Origin of the sequence: Candidatus Desulfosporosinus nitrosoreducens (assembly GCF_030954495.1) — a bacterium.
Lineage (GTDB): Bacteria > Bacillota > Desulfitobacteriia > Desulfitobacteriales > Desulfitobacteriaceae > Desulfosporosinus > Desulfosporosinus nitrosoreducens.
The window spans coordinates 173,397-191,856 of the sequence record NZ_JAVHUW010000083.1 but is presented as its reverse complement, the minus strand read 5'-3'; the positions used below and the strand labels follow the sequence as shown (position 1 = coordinate 191,856).

The following is an 18,460-nucleotide window of genomic DNA, read 5'->3' as shown; positions in this document are numbered from 1 at the left end:
GTTTCACCGCCTTTTAGAGTAATCCGGCCTTTTTAAAACTCTCAAATACGCGTTGAGGATTCATCGGCAAGCGATTAAAAGCAACACCCGTCGCATCCAGAACAGCATTGCGAATAGCCGGGGCAGGAGAAATCACCGGCGGCTCACCTAAAGATTTCACGCCAAAAGGTCCTGTGGGGTCCTCTGCTTCCACAAAAGCCGCGCCGATTTCCGGTGTATCCATGATGGTGGGCAATTTGTAGTCCAGCAGATTGTTGTTTAAAGGTTTTCCTGTCGCTTCATCAAAGAGCAATTGTTCCGACAAGGCGTATCCGATAGCCATACTCACTCCGCCATGAACTTGGCCCTCGGCAAGCTGAGGATTAATTATTTTTCCGGAATCATGAACATTATAAATTTCCAGGATCTTAATCTTACCCGTCTTAATATCCACTTCAACTTCGGCAAAGGTCACTCCAAAAGGTATGGCGTTAATGCGGGCATTATTAGTGACATCACTGGTGATTGGCCGAGCAGCCACTCGATCATAGTAAGACTGCATAGCGACCTCTGCGAGGGGTAAAACACTTTCTCCGGAATGTCTGTAAACGATGGTTTGATCTTTAAGATCCAGAGCATGAGCCGGGATGTCCGTCATATGCTGAGCGAAAGCCAAAATTTTACTCTTGACATCCAAGGCGGCTTTTTCTACAGCCATCCCGCTGACATAGGTTTGCCTTGAAGCATAAGAACCCGTATCAAAGGGAGAAATATCCGTATCCTGATTCGGAATGACATGCACCATCGACATGGGCAATCCTAATATTTCCGCCGTCATTTGGGCGAAAATCGTATCGCTCCCTTGTCCGATTTCCGTCGCCCCAAGTTGAAGCTGAACCGAGCCGTCTTGATTCAGGACAATTCTGGCTCCCGCGATTTCCAAAGCGACCGGATAAGTCCCTGAAGCGTAACTGAAACAAGCCATGCCTACACCGCGGCGCTTATCTCCTGTTTGCTTCTTGTAGCGTTCTTTTTTTTCATCCCAACGGATGAGTCCTCGGCCTTTGTCAATACATTCACGAATTCCGCAGCTCAAAATTTTATTTTTGCTTAAAGGTTCAACATACCCCACATCCACTAAGTTCTTTTTGCGGATTGCAATAGGATCAAGCTTAAGTTTTTGAGCTATGTCTTCAATATGAGACTCAAAAGCGAAAAAGATCTGCGGCGTACCATACCCACGCATAGCCCCGGCTACCGGCAAGTTGGTGTAAACCGTCACTGGGGAATATTTCATAGCTTTCGTAGGATAGAGATAACGGAACTTGCTTCCGCCACTGCCCGCGATTGAACTTCCGTGAGAGGCATAGGCTCCGGTATTCGATATGGCTGAGATCTGAATCACATTCATGACCCCATCTTTATTAACCCCGGTTTTGATTTTAAATTTAAAAGCATGCCGTGTTCTGGTATCAACCATCCCTTCTTCACGGGAAAGCTCCAGTTTAACCGGACGGCCGCCCACAGCAAGAGTCATGGCGGCATTTAACGGTTCAAAACAGACATCCTGTTTATTGCCAAAGCCACCGCCAACATAAGGTTTAATCACTCTGACTTTACCCCAGGGCAATCCTAAGGATTGAGCCACAATGCGCCGTACAATCTGAGGGATCTGAGTTGAGGAAACAATCATGATGCGCCCGTCCGTATCGACATAAGCATAAGACGTTTGCAGCTCAAGGTGACAGTGCTGGACAATGCTCGTCTCATATTCGCCTTCTATAACAAAATCCGACTCTTGAAAAGCGGCTTCCAAATCTCCCCGCTCGAATCCGCCTCCAGTGGAAAGGACATTCCCTTCACTTTCCTCGTGAATTAAAGGCGCCCCTTCCCGCAAGGCTGCTTCAGGTGTCGTTAGGGCCTCAAGAATTTCGTAGTCGACGCGAATCAATTTTAAGGCTTTTGAAGCGATAATAGCGTCGGTAGCAACGACCGCCGCGATGGCATCTCCCACATAGCGCGCTTTCTTCGCCAGGATTAAGCGATCTTCTTTATCTCGGTGACTTGGGTCCAGAGAATAGGGGTGCCCCGCCGTGGCATACTTTGGCAAATCCACTTCCTGCTCATCATCCAAGACATCATTCATCACTCCAGGCAATGCTGTGGAAAATTTAATTCGCGGTAAATCCTTATACGTCAGAACCGCCTCAACCCCCGGCAGAGCCTTGGCTTCGCTGACATCAATGGAGCGAATAACCGCATGCGCATGAGGGCTGTGCAAAATTTTCCCGACCAGCATATCTCGTTCTGAATAATCATCCGTATATTTAGCTTTGCCGGTTACTTTAGCCACCGCGTCAACTCGCCTGACACTTTTTCCCACCACATTGTAAGCCAATTCTTATTCCTCCGTCCTGAGCATTTATTCTAATCTGCGTTCCTCAACCAAACGTTAGAGAAACATAGCTTCGCGTTTCCGCACAGGCAACAAAAGAACATAATGCCGTCAACCACTCTCTGTCTGTTCAGTGCAAAATCCATGCCAAATACAGATAATATCTGAGAATTACGCATATTCACGGATTTTTCATAAAAGAGCATTGGATAACACCAATTCTTTTATCAAAATGAAAAGTAAGATTTCGAAAATATCCTTCAAACATCTAAGATATGATCATTATCAAAAAAATAATATTTTATCATTTTGATAAGCCCCGCTAGCAAGAAATTGTCTATTAACAGTATGCCCGCAAATAGGTCATTTTACATAAAATTTACTCAATATTGTAACGCGCTAATTTCCTGTACAGTGTTGCCAGGCCGATTCCCAGGGCTTTAGCTGCCTTTTCTTTGCCTCTCACCCCTCCTTCGGTCGCTTGATAACAACGCAAAATGGTTTCCCGTTCAATTCTCTCTAAATTGAAGCGGTTCAGGTCTTCCGACAATGTCCCTTCTTTCAACCTTGCCGCTAAATGATCTTCTGTCAAAGTTAAACCCGTAGCTAAATTCATAGCATATTCGATAATGTTTTGTAATTCCCGGACATTGCCGGGGAAAGAGTAGTTTTCCAGTCTTTGGCGAAACCCTTCTGATATATGGTGTACGTTTTTATTTAGCTGTTGATTATAAACTTCAATAAAATGCTTACACAAGAGAGGCAAATCTTCTTTCCTCTCCCGCAAAGGCTTAATGTGGATAGGAATAACATTGATCCGATAATATAAATCTTCCCGAAATTCGCCCCTGGCCATCATTTCCTCAAGATTGCGATGAGTGGCGGCAATAATCCTGACATCAACCGGACTTGCAGTGATTCCACCAATGCGCTCAATTTTCCTCTCTTGAAGAACTCTCAGGATTTTGGCTTGTAAAAAGAGCGGCATATCTCCGATTTCATCAAGAAATACAGTACCTTTATTAGCCAATTCAATCTTGCCAATCTTCCCGCCTTTGCGCGCACCTGTAAAAGCACCGTCTTCGTAGCCGAAGAGCTCGCTTTCCAGAAGCGCTTCCGGTATAGCCGTACAGTTAATGGCCATAAACATTCCTTGATGCCTGGGACTGAGGGTATGAATCGACCGGGCCAACATTTCTTTGCCTGTTCCGCTTTCTCCACGAATCAGCACCGTCGACTTACTGGCGGCCACTACTTTAGCCCGTTCGCGAATATTATTCATACACTCACTTTCGCCAAGAATATCATCAATAGAGTATCCCGCATCACGCAAAGTAAGACGATTAACAATTCGGCTTATTTCATCAAAGGGCCTGAGAATCACGGCGATACTCTTTACCCCGTCCTCCCCTTCTATCGGCAAGGCGCGCAAGAGCATGTGATGCCTACTATTTTTCTTTGTTTCTATATAAACTTCACGTTCAATCACGTCTTCAGCATTTTTGCCAACCGCTAAAATTTCCGAGGCTATCTGCGGCGGAAACAAGGTATTTAAATGGCTGCTTGGATGAAGCAAATTCGTGCTAAAGAGACGTTGCGCCGCTTGGTTAAAGTGGAGGATCGTGCCGTCGAGATCGGTAGTCAGCAGCTCTTCATCCAGACAGTCAATAATCGAATTCAGATACCGGTTAGCAGAAACAAGCCCTGCCAAAAATTCCTGCTCTTTAAGCTTTAAAGCAATAGTCTCAGCCATTTTCGTCAGGAAAATGAGATAGGAATGCTGATTTTCAGCAATCAGCCTGGCCTGTGCTTCCGTAAAACAAATCATCCCAATGGCCCCAACTGCTTTGCCATCGACATTAATCGGGGAAACAACCTCATACTTTTCCGAGCAGTTCCCGCGAGCTTTGCAAGGGCCACAGAGAGGATGAATACCCGGAGTTTCTATAACGAACTGATGCCCTGTGCGCAAGACTTCCCGATACACATACCCTTGGCGGTCCATTGATTGCCCGACCCCTTTATAATACCGGCCGGTTCCCGCGATGCGGATTAATTGCTGATCAGCTATTTCAATGTCTATTTTCACAACCGTTGCTATCGCTTCAGCAATTTGCTGTGCGTAATCTTTCACATCCATAAGTTCAACCATGTGATTAACCCCCATTTAGACCTTAATCCCACTAGAACTCAGTTCCATTAGACCTTAGTCCCATCAAAATTTATTTTGAAAACAAGCCAATTTGGCCTATCGGCATAACAATTTGAAATAAACTACTATAGTTCTCCATTAAAAAAGCCCCAGGCGGTGATGCCCCTGATATAATAAAAACCCTAAGACAACCACATTAAAGGCCATAAGCAGCGGGACGCCAAAAACGAACTTTTTATGAGCTGTTTTATGGTGAAAGCACTTCATACCTGCGTAAAGCCCCACTCCTCCCAAAACAACCCCCATCCCCAGCAGGCTCGTCTCAGAAATTCTCCAGCGATGCAGCTTGGCTCTGCGCTTGTCTCGTCCCATTGCTATAAAAACATAACAATTCCAAAGGATATAAACAACTAGAAAAGTTTTCAGTATCACAATTTCCCACCCTACTCTCACCTAAGTTTTCCATATCAACTATCCCGGTTTCTATTTAGCGTTATTTCCTCAGATATTCAAACTCCGCTCCAGCGTTCAAACAGGGTGTGTTCAATGCCAAATTGATCCAGAACCCTGCCGACAACATGATTAACTAAATCCTGAATTTGCTGCGGATGATGATAAAAGCCCGGCGAAGCAGGCATAATCGTAGCTCCGGCTCTTGCCAGACGCAGCATGTTTTCTAAATGAATTATATTATAAGGCATTTCACGAGGGACCACGACGAGGGGATGGCGTTCTTTTAAAGTTACTTGCGCGGCCCTAGCTAAAAGGTGATCTCCGGTACCAGTCGCCATTAACCCCAGAGTGTTCATGGAACAGGGAATCACAACCATACCGCTCGTACGATAAGACCCACTGGCTAAAGAGGAAAATAGATTCGTATTTTCATGAATCGTGACATTCTGGGGCAAAGCTGATCGGTCCGCTCCCGTTTCATAGGCCAATACTTTTTCTCCGGTTGGGGTCATGACTAATTCGATTTGCCAATCCATTAAAGCCAAAGTATTGATTAAACTAAGTGCATAGACAGAACCACTTGCCCCTGTTAAACCCACGATTAAACGTTTGCTCATAATGCCCTCCTGCTATTGGAATTTTCCAAGTTTATAATTTTGTCCTTAAGAATTAAACTAATTTCTCAAAAATAACTTTAATTTCTTTAACGCGCCTTTTGTACTTTGCTTTGTTCTTTGCCTTTGTATTTATTTTAACATCTCTCTATCTTGCGATACTAAAAACCCCTAGCATCCTATGGTATTGATGCTGGGGCCTATTATACTTTGGAAACTTTATCTCTTTTCTCTTTTCTCATTCTTTTGTAAGTTCATTTTGTTCTCATTCATTTGTATAATACGTTATATTGTACCATAGAAGACAGATAGGTAACACATTAATCATTAAAATATAGAAAATACTGTCGATATATCACAAAGTACTTCCATAACCGCAGCTTTTGGGTTGGTATATCATCGCGTATATGTAAAATTACTTTTTTCTTAGCCCGTCGCTTTAGTAATTTGAAAGCATTGTAGGGAATTTCCGAGGATGGCTTATCGGAGCATCCTTTTGGCACGGTTAAATGGTATCATGAAGCCCATTATCTGTTATGCAAGGGTATAGAAAAAGCCACAGGTGAGCTGGGGCTTAGTTTTCTTGCCTATAATTTGAAAAGGGCCATCAATATGGTGGGAACAAGGAAATTAGTAACTGCGATGAAGGCCTTCTTTTTTATGTCTTTTGGTTAAAAGTGGGGTTTAACAAAACCTATAGAAACGGTAAAACCCGCATGAATAGCGGGTTTCTAGACAAATTATGGTGCGGTCGAGAGGACTTGAACCTCCATGCCCTTGCGAGCACTAGAACCTGAATCTAGCGCGTCTGCCAGTTCCGCCACGACCGCGTAACATCACTTATTATAGGAGAAGATTACGATCTTGTCAACCATTAAAATGTCTAACTTTTATTTTTATTACTTATATCTAATCTTCAGGCCCTTAAGCTAAGGATTACCTCGAAGACAAGATAAACCTGCAAGTTTTTTTGCCCAGCACCAGTACCATACATCAAAATCGCTACATACCTTGTGCCTGGCCCAAATTTCACTACTTTGTAATTTTTCCCTGAAGTACATTTGTTAAATATCTTTGGAAACATATAAAGACAATTGTCCATATCGTCACATAATAACTAAAATGCTTTGTTGAGAATATCTAAAGGTAATTTCTTCCGTTTCGTCGAAAAAAACTGTAGGGAGGATTTACCTTGTTTTTCAGCTCAAATATAATGAAAAAAACTGTCCAAGAACTAAGAAAGAATCAATGCCTAACCGCTAAAGAGTTAGCGCAACAACTTAAACTTGACACGATTGAGATATTAAAAATTGACGACCTTAAACTTAAGGATGTCCCTGAACCTTTAAAATCCAAGCTTATTCCTATTTTAAGAGGGGACTACATGGATAAAATACCCTGGCTATAAATAACCCTTCAAAAGCAAAAATCCCTCCTGCATCTCTTGGCAGGAGGGATTCGTTCATTCCAGATTGGCACTGTCTCTTTTATTAACTTAATTTCCCTGCTGCATAAGCCTGAGCAACTGCATTAACGGTATCCAGGGCCTTATCTCCGGACATATAAACCTCATTAGACCAACCCAATGCCGGTCCGCCAACATTAAAAACTTTTGCCGCTTTTTTAGCATCAGAATGAACCCCAGCATTTCCGTTTCGGCAGAACATTGCACATCCTCCATGGAGATCTGCAATAGCTTTTGCGATTGAGTAATCATTAGCCGTGAAATAAACGACTGCCACATCCATTTCTTCTTCCCCCTTTTTCCATAATCCAGCGTCTTCATTGACATAATCCCGATCCACTGCTACGCCGACCAACTCTACGTCATTGCTATACTGATAGATATGGTTTGGCGCCGTCTGTCCTCCTGACCATGCATAAGTCTGGAAATATCGATCCACTGTAACAGATTTCATAACTACATAAGATCCATAAGCGCCCAAAAGATATTTACCGCCCAAACCATTTTTTACCCCTTGAAAATAATCATTAATGGAGGCAATGTCGTTAGCTTGGGCATCATAATCAACTGTGAAATATATTGCCACACCATCGGGAACGCCAAGATATTCAACTTCAACAATAGCAGAGGCTGCATCTGAAATCCCCTGAGCAGATGTAAAATAACTTTTGTTTGTTGGCTCTGACTCCCAAATAAGAAAAATCGCCAATCCGGCTGAGAGAATCACATTTGCTTCATCAGGAGTCAGGGCTTTTGCCCAACCTTGTTTATCCCCAAGATAACGACCCACAGCCATTATTCCTGCTTGCTTTAAGGCCTGTGCGCTCTCTGCTGTCAGTCTGGTCGCACAATCAATTCCATCCATTTACAATCTCCTTTCTCCTGCAATTGAATTGTATACTGCCAAGAAAACATGCAAAGGAACATCTAAAATATTTTTATCCTCTATTTTCCGTAATAGATATATCCCTTCACGACTAACAATCATGTCTTAAAAATCTCATTTCTAAATGAGACCATCTAACATTACTAATATGGAAACTAAGAACAAATGGTACCCTTCCGAATTCTAGCAAACTAACCTCTCAAACACACTGATAATTAGCAAAAAAGAGCCCCTATCCTTACCGATAGGAGCAGAAATGGAAGGTTAAAGTGGATGCCAAGAGAGTATATGGAGGTTATTAAAAGAGTATCACCGTTTTAACGTCTTGTCGATATAATTCCTCTATCTTCACAATAGTTTTTAGTTATAGAAAATATTATGTCGTTACACAGATATTTTAATATTCTTCATTCAACACATCCCCAAAAAATTAAATCCTTTTGTTTTCAGGCCTCCCCCCTTTCGTAGGAACCAATGCAAGAACCAATAAAAATAACGCCTTGTAAGACGTCAATTAATCTTTTCTTGTTTTATAATCAATAAATAATACTACAGCAGCAACGATTTCCATGATAACTAATTCCAATATCATAAGGTCCCCTCTTTTCAGGTTTATGCTGTATAACCTAATCAAGAAACCCAAATCGAATATCGTCACTTCATCTTATGATCCTTACTGTCTCTTTGCTAAATTCAATATAGAGATAGCCTCGTTTCAGGCATAAAAATAACCGTCGCCTGGACGGTCTTAATAAATCTTAGTCTTATACTCATCCTTGTCATATTTGTGAACAGCATGGTTAAACACTAAGAATAGGATCAAGGCTAGTACATAAAACCCTAATATAAAGTAAATCATTAACGAATCACTTCCTTATTAGGATATACGCTTAATGGAGTTATTTTAGGAGTATAGACAGATTATATTTCTTAAAGCTCATTTTGAGCTTAGAATCAAGCAAATGTTTTAGGTACTGGTATTCAACCACAGCATATAACGGATATTATTTCTTTTATATTTTCATCGTCTATCTTTTCCAGTATTACGTATTTAATTAAACGAATGGTGAATGAAAAATCGTTAAAACTAAAGTGAAAGCACTCTTAATATAATTTTATATTGGGTTCAAAAGAATACTTAGGAGGTAAGATGAAATGAACCTTAAAACATTCGAAATTACTAGAGGTTTGCTGGAAGTCGATCCCGGAAAAATAACCAGTGAGGAAATCGCGACAATAAACGCTAATTTACATAGGGGCGCTAATCTGGTTGACTTAGAGCTTAAAGGAGGAAAGCTTATCTTCACTCTTGAAAAGGAACACAAAAACTCCTCAGGGAAAAAGTCGCTCGAATGATCATTATCTCTAGTATCTAACTCCTGCCGGATGGACCAAGGACATCCTACCTAACCTTTTATTAGTCCTATATCATCAACAGGTTAAAAATTGGCAAAAGGAAGCTCCTAGCGTTGATAGGAGCAAAAACTAATAGAAGGATATTCCAGCAAAATTATTTTTTACCTATTATTTAGTAATTATACTATTACTTAAAATCTCCACCACTTATTATAGATGTCTGAAAAACTTAAAATTTCTAACAAGTACATCTCACTTGGGAGCCGGTTATTATTCAAGTGGCCATTATACGAAAAAATTCAACCTACACCATAGGACGAGTTGTAACTTTTTTGGAGAAACGACCATATTGTATATTGTTAACCGCACTTATAGACAGCAGAGCTTTCAAAAAAGAGAGTCTAACCGACTCTTCTTTTTTGCATCTTTCGCCAAAGCCAACTAACCCATAGTCAGTTTGCCAGACACAGGAGAGTTAGGGGAAATAATATCTATGAGGACAAATACTAATACTATATTATTTCCAGGCCAATTTTACTTGTCTTCATTTATTAGCATAACTAATTGCTGATAAATGTAATCCGACATCAGCTTATTACCTGCATCATTCGGGTGAAGTACATCTTGCAGCAAAGTGCTCAAGGTATCCTGATCCTGAGGAAATGCACTCCAAACATCTAATAAGTTTGTCTCTGTCTCAGCTGAAACATTAATAATTGCCTTTCTGATACCTGAAAATTTGGACTCGTCCGGGGAAATCATAGGAGGCTCAACAACGCAAAATATATCTGCCTTTGGGGCCTTGCTTTTAATAATATTGATTAACTGAGTATATTTTTCAGTGAACTGTTCCGGCATGGAGAAATTTCTGTCGATTCTCCCTGTGAAAATAAATACTGCATCTGTAGTATCTGTTATCTCAGTTGCTCTCGTTAAGAGATAATCTATGAGTTTTCCTGATGAGGCTTTGTTGTCCCAAACTATTTTGTTTGAATACTTCTTGAATAAAGCTGTTTCTAGATCCGAATTCCACCCGGTCGTTAAGGGGTTTGAAGCACCTTGACTCACAGCGATTGACTCCCCAAGGATTACAGCATTAATCGTACCAGTCTTTATCTTGCTAATACCTGTTAAGGGTTGCGCTTTAGGAGTTGTAGTAGTGGAAACCACTTTCTCTGTTGGCTGAGCTGTTTCGCGGATGCCGAGACCCACCATAGCGAGTACAAGTACTGCTAATGTTAAAAATATGCTTGCTTTTTTCATGATTTTTACCTCGTTATTTATGATTGAATATTAAAGTTATTGAAAAAAATCACAGTAAAAGGTTATTATTAAAATTCCAAAAAAGTGAGCTATATTGAACAAAACTTACAATATCTCGACATATTATACTATATATTTACATTTTTGCGTGAAACAGTATTGATAAAAATTTAATGAAATTTATTACTTTTTTGTTATTTTTATCTAGACTCCCATGCCGCTGACGCAGCACCATCGGAAGGATGAAAATTGGTTCGTGTCGAAGTTCTCTTTGGCTGGCGAAGGTAGGTCGGTGTTCTATGGTGCTTCGAGCCCGTAATCTAGGCAGACCACAGCGACCAGGTGCACCACAGATGGTTGCCTCTTTGGAGAGCACGCAGGATAGAATGATCCATGAGTGGTTGTTGCACCAGCCTTCAATTTGAAACAGCCCAAGAATCTTGAGATTTTAGGGTATAAAGTCACGGTTGAAGAGGTAGCATAACGAGAAGTATTTGAAATTTAGCAGGAGCCAAGTCGTAACCATAATTTGGATATACAAGTTGGTTTTATGGGTTTTGTTTTTTGCCTATTTTGGGGTCATTTAATTTTCAGGATAGAATCAAAAAAGAGCGTATAGCAAAACGTTTATGCACAAACGTGGAGCAACACGCTCTTTATTACCTATACTGATTTTGGGCTGAACTTATCGCTTTGTTAATGAGTGATTTAATCTTAGCGTAAGCTTTTAGCTCATGTATTTGGTATCGGCACTGACAGTTGGGACTTGCTCATTCTGCTTCATAAGATATACAACTGCTTCAACCGTATCCCGGATGGATTGTTCTAAGTCAGAGGTTAATTCACGGCCACTTAGTTTAAACATATTTATTGCATATTGAATAGCTTGTTCTTTTCTTAAATCCGAAGAAAGTTGGCCGCTATTATAAAGTTGCTGCGCTGAATGTACACCCGCCTGCGTCACTTTTAAGACCGTATCAATAATATTCTCAACATAGGATGGGATAAAGGCTTTAAGCGCGGTGTTCATTTTTTCCGCTACATCCACAAAGGTATTGGCAATCTGCATCTCTTTGCCTGGATCTTTACCATGTTTTTCCAAAAACCGGATTCTGAACATTGTCCCCCAAAAACACAGTAGGCTTAAAATAACGATCAACAGCGTTATCACTTGGGTATTCATCCTTCCTTTCCCCTTCCGTAATATTTTGCAGAAATATTAACGTATCAGGTGCACCAAACACAGCGGCTGTATCCCTCCTCACTTTTCCTGATAGAATTAGTCATTGAGATGTCTGTAGTCTCCTCTCCGGATCTACACCACTGTGGTCTGATTCAAATAGCCAATCAATTAATTGGTACAAATAACTTTTTATTTCTCAAAAAAGTTCTCCAGAAATTCAGGGTTCGTATTATGCCTTATCGCTGCCAGTGTAATAATAATCGCTAGAGTCACAACCCCTTTAATGATCCATTGCCCACCTATAGAATCCCAGAACCCGTTACCATTTTCCACATCTTCCTGGGCTGTCTCCAGAGAAGAGACTCTTTTTTCCATTGTCTCCAATGCTTTTGATGTGTTCTCTAATAATTGTGTTAGTTGACCAACGATGATTTTCAGGTCTGTAATAGTCTCAGAATGAGCGTTTAGCTTCTGTTCCGCTGTCTCCATCTGTTTGTCCAGCCCTTTGTGTGTTCTTTCACAGGCTTGCTCCGTCACTGAGTTTTCCACTGCTATAGCCTCACTTCACTCCTTTCGGGTACAAAAAACGCTTCTGAATCCAAGTCATTTACTGCGCATAATGCGCATAATGCGCCTAGTGTGAGTAAAAGGAAAGTTACTTTGCCCAAAGCTTATCTTATTATCCGTCTGTTTGCTCTGTTGAATCCTACATTTGCCCTGATGTCTCCTCTTCTTTTTCTCTTGCAGCGCAAGTATCGCGGGCATCTTCGTCTTCTTTGGCCATCTCGGGAGTCACCTCAAAAATTGATTGTGACCGTGAAGTCGCCACCAAGTACATCATCAGGATCGTCGTTTTTCTAGCTTCTTCAGTTATAATATTATTTCTTTAAATTTTATAAAAGTTACCGAAACTGGTAAATCATTCTTTTAAATGCTTATATCTAATTCCTTCCAAGGCATAAAAAATAACACCCTACTTGGTGTGTGGAATAAGATTAACTTTATTTTTAGTTATGACTAATTTCTTTAACTGAAAATCAAGATAGTATCTAATTCGATTGATCGGGAGATTGCAAAAGTTAAAAACTTGAGTCCCAAGAAGTCGAACACACTCATTCCTGAACAACCCCTCCTTCTTCCTCACTAACTCTGCGTAAGTAGTAAAAAATCTGTTTAGATTAAACTCTGAAGCTACCTCGGAAGTATTACTTATAAAAGAATTGAACAGTTTTTCAGCAGATTGGATTTGATACAAAAATAATTCAAGTGTATTTGATATATCTACCGGAAAGTCAACAAAAATCCTCTGATCTGCGCTCAAAGATTTCATCTCATCTAGTAGATTTCCTGCGGCGATTATTTCCATAATTAAGCGGCCCCCAATGATTGAATTTTATTAATAATTGATATAATCCTATCTTTATCACTAATCAAAATAGCCATTTTAACGACTAAACTAAAATAATTAAAATCCTTAACTGTACTTGATAACGCGTTATCAATAAATACTTTTACTGCTACAGTATTAGATAAATCTAATGTTCGCGCATCTAACAATGCTAATAACGCGTCTTTATTTGTTAATACTGTTAAACCATCAATAATTTTCGCTGTAACGTTTTTATTGGTTGTCGTACTCTTTTCAATAATATTATTGACATCTTCTTTAATTAAAGGATTAAATTCATCTGTATTAGCAGTAACATTGTTTATTGCATTTATTGAATCCTCAACATTTAAATCATTTGATAAAACCTTACTGGACAAATCTAAAGTACTTGTTAAAATCGTTGTTTCTTCCGTTGTCATTTAAATCACTCCTTTTCATATTTTAAGGTCTAACATTTTGCGCCATGAGGGTTTGAATATATACAATGGTTGACGCTGTATCACTTGTTTTTACCACATTCCCAATCCCTACGGACTGATTTTGAGAAGAGTTGAACAAATGGACATCATCAAATACCCTCTGAACATGCTCTTTGGTTAAAACTACTCCTATAGCTGGCTGAATTGTATACGTATCTCCCGTTGGTAGTGCCCTGCTTCTCCTAGAAAATTCATTTCGAATGGCAGCTTTAAGATCTAAAAAATCATCAGCTTTAAAAATCCCCCCTTCTAAAATGTTAGTTCCAAGATTAGCAATAATTTGAGCCATATTTGCAGCTTGACATGAATTATCACAATATCCAGAACAATTTCCCGTACAAGCAGAACAACCGGAACAGCTAGTACACGAAGTGCAGCTAGTACATGTTGCACATCCTCCAGCGCAAACAGAACAACTACCAGTGCAGCTGCCACTACAACCGGTGCAACTAGTGCATGTGGCACACCCTCCAGCGCAAACAGAACAACTACCAGTGCAGCTGCCACTACAACCGGTGCAACTAGTACATGTGGCACACCCTCCAGCGCAAACAGAACAACTACCAGTGCAAGTACCGGTACAGCCAGAACAACCACCAGTGCAGTTACCGGTACAGCCTCCTTGACAGTTATTGGCACAACTACCACAATCCTCACATGTTGCTGCACAACCCATTGCTTTCCCTCCAATCTTTTGGCACATTATTTACAAAAGCCCTATCAATTCCTAGGTTTTTGTAAAGTTCATTCCAATAATATACATTTGCAAGAACTCTAGCATGATGCATATCACAAATAAATGTTGCTTTATGGTTTGGGTCACCAAACTTATCATAATTGTAACCTGTACATAGAGAACATCCCTGAGCGATCTGGCAGGTAAGACACTTTTTATTATCTGCCCACTGGCACTGGGTAACCATGTTAATTTGCTTTAACTGGTTAAGCCATTTGTTATCCTCCTTCTTATTCAGACCATTCCAAATATCTCCAATAGGCTGTTCTTTACGTTCTGATAATGAATATTTCATAAATCGAATGCAAGGGAAACATCTTCCATCCGGGGCAATAGCAAGCATTCTGCCATTACCGCCGCACCAGTTTTTAGTGTCAACTAATGGAGTGCCAATAGATTCATCAAAAAGAGATGTGTAAAATTTAGAATATCTTTGTTCTTCTAATAAATAATCAGCTAGTTTAATAAGTTCTTTATAAAATATTTTGGCATGCTCTTTTGTCCACCCTTCTTCAAAAACACAGTTTGTATGCGCCCCATTGATTCCAAGATTCCATACATTTCGTAACGCATTGTTTAAATAACTAACATTAAACGGTGATAAAGTAATTTTTGTTTGTGGATGGCCATCAATTTTAACCCATTCCTTTGCGGCTTCTTCAACAATATCATAACTCCCTGAACCATTAGGGAAAACTCTACATGCGTCATGGAGTTCTTTGTTTCCGTCGATAGTAAGTCCAATACTTACCCTACCTTTGTTTCTTTTTAAGAAATCTTGAACAGCTTTAGTTTTAAATAAGATCCCATTAGTTGTAAATGCTATCATATAATTAAATGCCCAAGGACTATTCACTTCAAATGCTTTAAATTTAAAATATTCAACTATATAATCAATTAATTCAATTTCAAGTAAAGGTTCTCCACCAATAAAATCTAAAATTACTCCAGGTGAAGTTACATGATCAAAATACCCATTGACTTTTCCTTCATCGAATAAAAAATCAATAGCATCTTTGGCTACTTGCTTACTCATTTTTTTATTAGATTTATGAGTTTCATAACAATAGGTGCAATTCAAATTGCATTTTTCCGTAACGACAAAAGTGATATTTTTTGATTTTAAATCGGGGTCGGTAGCACATACACCTGGTCTAGGTTTTACATAATCGTCTTTCACTAAAGCCCCAAAATAATCCTGCCAAGATTCATAATCTGCGGAGGTTAAATATAAACCATTTTTAGGTGACATTTTCTCATCCTCTCTATTAATTTCACGTTTTGCTTCGAATATCTCCTGAAATCGCAGTATTTCATACATATTGAAAGAGCAGTATGTGGACAGAATCAACATCGGATGCCGGATTCAGAGAAAACGGGACAGCAAACAAAGCGTCATGTTGTTTTTCTCTGTCAGCTGTTGGGTACCCATACATCTCATAGCAGCAAACCTCTCACATCTAACAGGGTCATGGGAAGTCCCAGCCCTCAATTCCTTCGTTCTGCCTATCCACAAAATGGGTGTCAGTATTGCTTTCTTCCCGAGTCAATGCTCTGATGGATGATGTTAGTGACTGACTACCGACTCTCTTGCTTGTGTAATTACTGTTCAAAAAGGATATCCGTATTCTGGTGACGATTTCAGAAAACATCGCATATGATTGGGGGTTACGCAGCCAGCGTTTCTGCCGAGCGATGAATATCTGTTACCAGCTTAATTGGGTCATATGCAATCCCTTTGATAAGCAGGGCATAAAATACCCGGATCAGCTTACAGCTAAGTGCGATGAGTGACTGCTTCTTTTTCAAGGGATTCTTTGCTCTGGTGGTGTAACTCCTGATTCTTGGATACCAAGGGCATCATCGCCTGAAACAGAATGGCACGCAACCGTGCCCTTCCGCGCCGACTGATTGTTGTTTGTCCCTTGCACTGACTCGAACTGTTTTCACGTAAGGCCAGACCCGCCAGCTTCTGTACCTGCTTTGGAGACCGAAAGCGCCGAATGTCCCCAACCTCAGCTATAAATCCTGCAACGGTTACAAGTCCTACGCTCACTATTCCAAGCAGTTTTTCCACGTTGGAAATCTGCTTACACATCCTCCCCACTTCCTTCATGATTTGTGCGTACTGCTCCATCTTGATACGGTAATCCCTGAGCAAAAGCCGAAGTTCTAGCCTGGCTCCATTGCCACTGTTTCTACATCCCACTCTGTTCTTGGCTGCTTCATGCAGACTCATAGCCTTTTTCATTCCCACAGCCTTTACTTTGGATTTCCGCCACAACTCGTTGAGTTCGACGACTCCCAATGCGACGATATCCTCCGGCAACGGTGCATTCTCCAGAACAAGCAAACCGCTTACCGTTTCGATCTTGCAGTACACCTTGACAAATTCGGGAAATGCTTAACCATCGCTGTATTCGGTTTTTGATCTGATTCAACTCTTTGCAGACCCGCAACCGGCAAGTCCATCAAAATACATAGTTCATCATACACACCTTCAGGGATATATGGCTCGTTGTATCGCCTTTCGCATACCAGTTTGGCAATTGTTTCCGGGTCCTTGCAGTCAGTCTTACTCGGATGATTGTCGTCCATTTCCTTTGCTTTTTTTCACATGATGGGGATTTACTAAAACCAGTCTCATTTCGCATTCCTTCAAGTATGGCGCCAGACCAGTAGTGCCCGGTCGGCTCCGCGCCTACCATGACTGCGGATTTTCCCGTGCTGTGTTTCAGCTTCTCTATCCATCTGCCAAAAGCCTCAAATCCCTCCCTGCTGTTTTCAAAGCGATACACCTTGCCCAACTCCACACCAGTCAAATGCCCTGGCCCAATGGGTTTTGTGGGCGATGTCCACTCCAATCACGAGCGTATCTTCTATAACTTGATTTAGCTTCTCGTTTTGAATACAATTCATGGTACAGACCTCCGATATAATTTGATTGGATTTGCTGGTCAGCGTATCCTTTCAAATTTTATTGTGAGGTCTCCGTTTTTGTAATTTTGCTTTTTCTCGTTCTACAGGAATGCTTTCTTTAAGGTAAAACATAAGTCCCAGGATGAATCAGTTCAACAATGATACTATCGAGGTCAATCTCCAAGGTGGGATGAGCTTCGCATGTAAGCGAAAATTTTATGACATTACCGCTAAACGTACCTTTGTTCTCGAACGGAACGTAGAATATCTGATAATTTGCAACATCTACAATATCTGTATTCATAATTGATGTGACAACAGCATTGCCATCGGACTGATCCGTAACCTTAAGGTTTGTTACCACGAAATCCCCACTGGGAGGGCAACTTATTCCGGTGGTCAGCGCCGTCGATTGTGTATATGCCGTTGTAGTTGTCTGCCCTTGATACGTTTCAGTACCGGTGGCCGTACCAATATAGACCTTTGTGGCTACTGCTCCTGAAGGCAAAACCGGTACCGTTACCACTAGATTTCTCCCCGTTGCTCCAATGGCATAACTTTTCTCAGGGGAAGCACCAGTCTCGGCGCCATTAGTATACACCCAAGTGTATTTTACGTAATAGGTTGTGTTGATCAACGGAGAACTGGCATTTGTAGCGTAGGACACAGTGGGAGCAGTGGTTGGCGCAGTGTAGCTAGAATTGCATTTAAGCCTAAATGCAGCCGAAAACTTCCCGAATCTTAAGCTCGATGTTGATACATTTCCTAATGAGACCGCGCTTGGGCTCGATCCCTGTACAACCTTAACTGCTTTCCCTAACCAGCAAAGCGCATCTGCGACAAGGTTCCCGGAAACCAGGGTCAAGTTTTGAGCATCCCATTGCGCGTGAAGCTGTGCTTCATCGGCCAAATGTGCATTAACAGTGGTCTGGTCGACCTTACTTGCCATTTGGTTATTAATCGTGGCTGCAAAATTTGGATCATCACCAAGAGCATCGGACAGTTTTTTCAAAGTATCCAAGGACATAGGAGCATCTGCAACGAGGGAGGCTATTTTTGTATCTGTATATCCTTTTGAATTTGCTTCAGCAGTGTTCGCCTTAACCTGTGCTCCTTCCGGTGTTTCTTTAGCAGTTATAGAAGCATCTAGCAAATCCATATTTGCATTTATAACCGCTATATCGGCATTA

The 18,460-nt window shown here is 40.9% G+C and carries 17 protein-coding genes, 1 tRNA gene and 2 pseudogenes; 3 read left to right on the top strand and 17 right to left on the bottom strand.

The window, feature by feature from the left end; genetic code table 11:
* Positions 1-13 precede the first annotated feature (13 nt).
* The 4 genes from xdhA to REC12_RS25180 all read right to left on the bottom strand — a co-directional run bounded on the left by xdhA (position 14) and on the right by REC12_RS25180 (position 5,596).
* On the bottom strand, positions 14-2,377 hold the full coding sequence (xdhA, locus tag REC12_RS25195) for a xanthine dehydrogenase molybdenum-binding subunit XdhA (protein ID WP_308899002.1): 2,364 nt from the start codon (positions 2,375-2,377) through the stop codon (positions 14-16).
* 376 nt (positions 2,378-2,753) lie between these two features.
* Positions 2,754-4,526, bottom strand: a complete 1,773-nt coding sequence (locus REC12_RS25190) for a sigma-54 interaction domain-containing protein (protein ID WP_308899001.1) — start codon at positions 4,524-4,526, stop codon at positions 2,754-2,756.
* A 138-nt stretch (positions 4,527-4,664) separates the two neighbouring features.
* Positions 4,665-4,958: a DUF1294 domain-containing protein gene (locus tag REC12_RS25185; RefSeq protein ID WP_308898999.1), complete on the bottom strand. Its 294-nt coding sequence runs from the start codon at positions 4,956-4,958 to the stop codon at positions 4,665-4,667.
* Positions 4,959-5,035: 77 nt separating this feature from the next.
* Positions 5,036-5,596 carry a UbiX family flavin prenyltransferase gene (locus tag REC12_RS25180; protein ID WP_308898998.1) on the bottom strand — a complete coding sequence of 187 codons (561 nt, stop codon included), beginning with the start codon at positions 5,594-5,596 and terminating at the stop codon, positions 5,036-5,038.
* A 477-nt stretch (positions 5,597-6,073) separates the two neighbouring features.
* On the opposite strand from REC12_RS25180, the pseudogene REC12_RS26625 reads away from it, so the two are divergent.
* Positions 6,074-6,268 (top strand): annotated as a pseudogene (locus REC12_RS26625) (hypothetical protein); the annotation flags it as partial.
* Between the two features lie 68 nt (positions 6,269-6,336).
* Here the strand turns inward: REC12_RS26625 and REC12_RS25175 are convergent.
* Positions 6,337-6,423, bottom strand: a tRNA-Leu gene (locus REC12_RS25175).
* Positions 6,424-6,806: 383 nt separating this feature from the next.
* Here REC12_RS25175 and REC12_RS25170 point away from each other — a divergent pair.
* Positions 6,807-7,001: a transcriptional regulator gene (locus REC12_RS25170; protein WP_374214251.1), complete on the top strand. Its 195-nt coding sequence runs from the start codon at positions 6,807-6,809 to the stop codon at positions 6,999-7,001.
* Positions 7,002-7,083: 82 nt separating this feature from the next.
* Here the strand turns inward: REC12_RS25170 and REC12_RS25165 are convergent, their stop codons facing one another.
* Complete coding sequence (locus REC12_RS25165; protein WP_308898995.1) at positions 7,084-7,923, bottom strand: DUF1906 domain-containing protein; 840 nt, start codon at positions 7,921-7,923, stop codon at positions 7,084-7,086.
* 1,176 nt (positions 7,924-9,099) lie between these two features.
* On the opposite strand from REC12_RS25165, the gene REC12_RS25160 reads away from it, so the two are divergent.
* Positions 9,100-9,300: a hypothetical protein gene (locus tag REC12_RS25160; protein ID WP_308898993.1), complete on the top strand. Its 201-nt coding sequence runs from the start codon at positions 9,100-9,102 to the stop codon at positions 9,298-9,300.
* A gap of 534 nt (positions 9,301-9,834) precedes the next feature.
* On the opposite strand, the gene REC12_RS25155 is transcribed toward REC12_RS25160, so the two are convergent.
* The 11 genes and pseudogenes from REC12_RS25155 to REC12_RS25105 form a co-directional block, all read right to left on the bottom strand.
* The gene (locus REC12_RS25155) at positions 9,835-10,563 is read right to left on the bottom strand and encodes an SGNH/GDSL hydrolase family protein (RefSeq protein ID WP_308898991.1); all 729 of its coding nucleotides are present in this window, start codon (positions 10,561-10,563) and stop codon (positions 9,835-9,837) included.
* A gap of 727 nt (positions 10,564-11,290) precedes the next feature.
* The gene (locus REC12_RS25150; protein ID WP_308898989.1) at positions 11,291-11,746 is read right to left on the bottom strand and encodes a hypothetical protein; all 456 of its coding nucleotides are present in this window, start codon (positions 11,744-11,746) and stop codon (positions 11,291-11,293) included.
* A 189-nt stretch (positions 11,747-11,935) separates the two neighbouring features.
* Positions 11,936-12,295, bottom strand: a complete 360-nt coding sequence (locus REC12_RS25145; RefSeq protein WP_308898987.1) for a hypothetical protein — start codon at positions 12,293-12,295, stop codon at positions 11,936-11,938.
* Between the two features lie 157 nt (positions 12,296-12,452).
* On the bottom strand, positions 12,453-12,587 hold the full coding sequence (locus REC12_RS25140) for a hypothetical protein (RefSeq protein WP_308898985.1): 135 nt from the start codon (positions 12,585-12,587) through the stop codon (positions 12,453-12,455).
* Positions 12,588-12,719: 132 nt separating this feature from the next.
* The gene (locus REC12_RS25135) at positions 12,720-13,112 is read right to left on the bottom strand and encodes a hypothetical protein (protein WP_308898984.1); all 393 of its coding nucleotides are present in this window, start codon (positions 13,110-13,112) and stop codon (positions 12,720-12,722) included.
* Positions 13,113-13,114: 2 nt separating this feature from the next.
* Positions 13,115-13,555, bottom strand: a complete 441-nt coding sequence (locus REC12_RS25130) for a hypothetical protein (protein WP_308898982.1) — start codon at positions 13,553-13,555, stop codon at positions 13,115-13,117.
* 22 nt (positions 13,556-13,577) lie between these two features.
* Positions 13,578-13,904 carry a hypothetical protein gene (locus REC12_RS25125; protein WP_308898981.1) on the bottom strand — a complete coding sequence of 109 codons (327 nt, stop codon included), beginning with the start codon at positions 13,902-13,904 and terminating at the stop codon, positions 13,578-13,580.
* The gene (locus tag REC12_RS25120; protein ID WP_308898979.1) at positions 13,865-14,284 is read right to left on the bottom strand and encodes a hypothetical protein; all 420 of its coding nucleotides are present in this window, start codon (positions 14,282-14,284) and stop codon (positions 13,865-13,867) included. Before REC12_RS25120 ends, REC12_RS25125 begins: the two co-directional genes overlap by 40 nt.
* Positions 14,269-15,603: a radical SAM peptide maturase, CXXX-repeat target family gene (locus tag REC12_RS25115; RefSeq protein ID WP_308898977.1), complete on the bottom strand. Its 1,335-nt coding sequence runs from the start codon at positions 15,601-15,603 to the stop codon at positions 14,269-14,271. The genes REC12_RS25120 and REC12_RS25115 overlap by 16 nt, the downstream gene beginning before the upstream one ends.
* A 416-nt stretch (positions 15,604-16,019) precedes the next feature.
* A pseudogene (locus REC12_RS25110) lies at positions 16,020-17,270 on the bottom strand (IS110 family RNA-guided transposase).
* Between the two features lie 118 nt (positions 17,271-17,388).
* Complete coding sequence (locus REC12_RS25105) at positions 17,389-18,429, bottom strand: hypothetical protein (protein WP_308898975.1); 1,041 nt, start codon at positions 18,427-18,429, stop codon at positions 17,389-17,391.
* Positions 18,430-18,460: the final 31 nt, after the last annotated feature.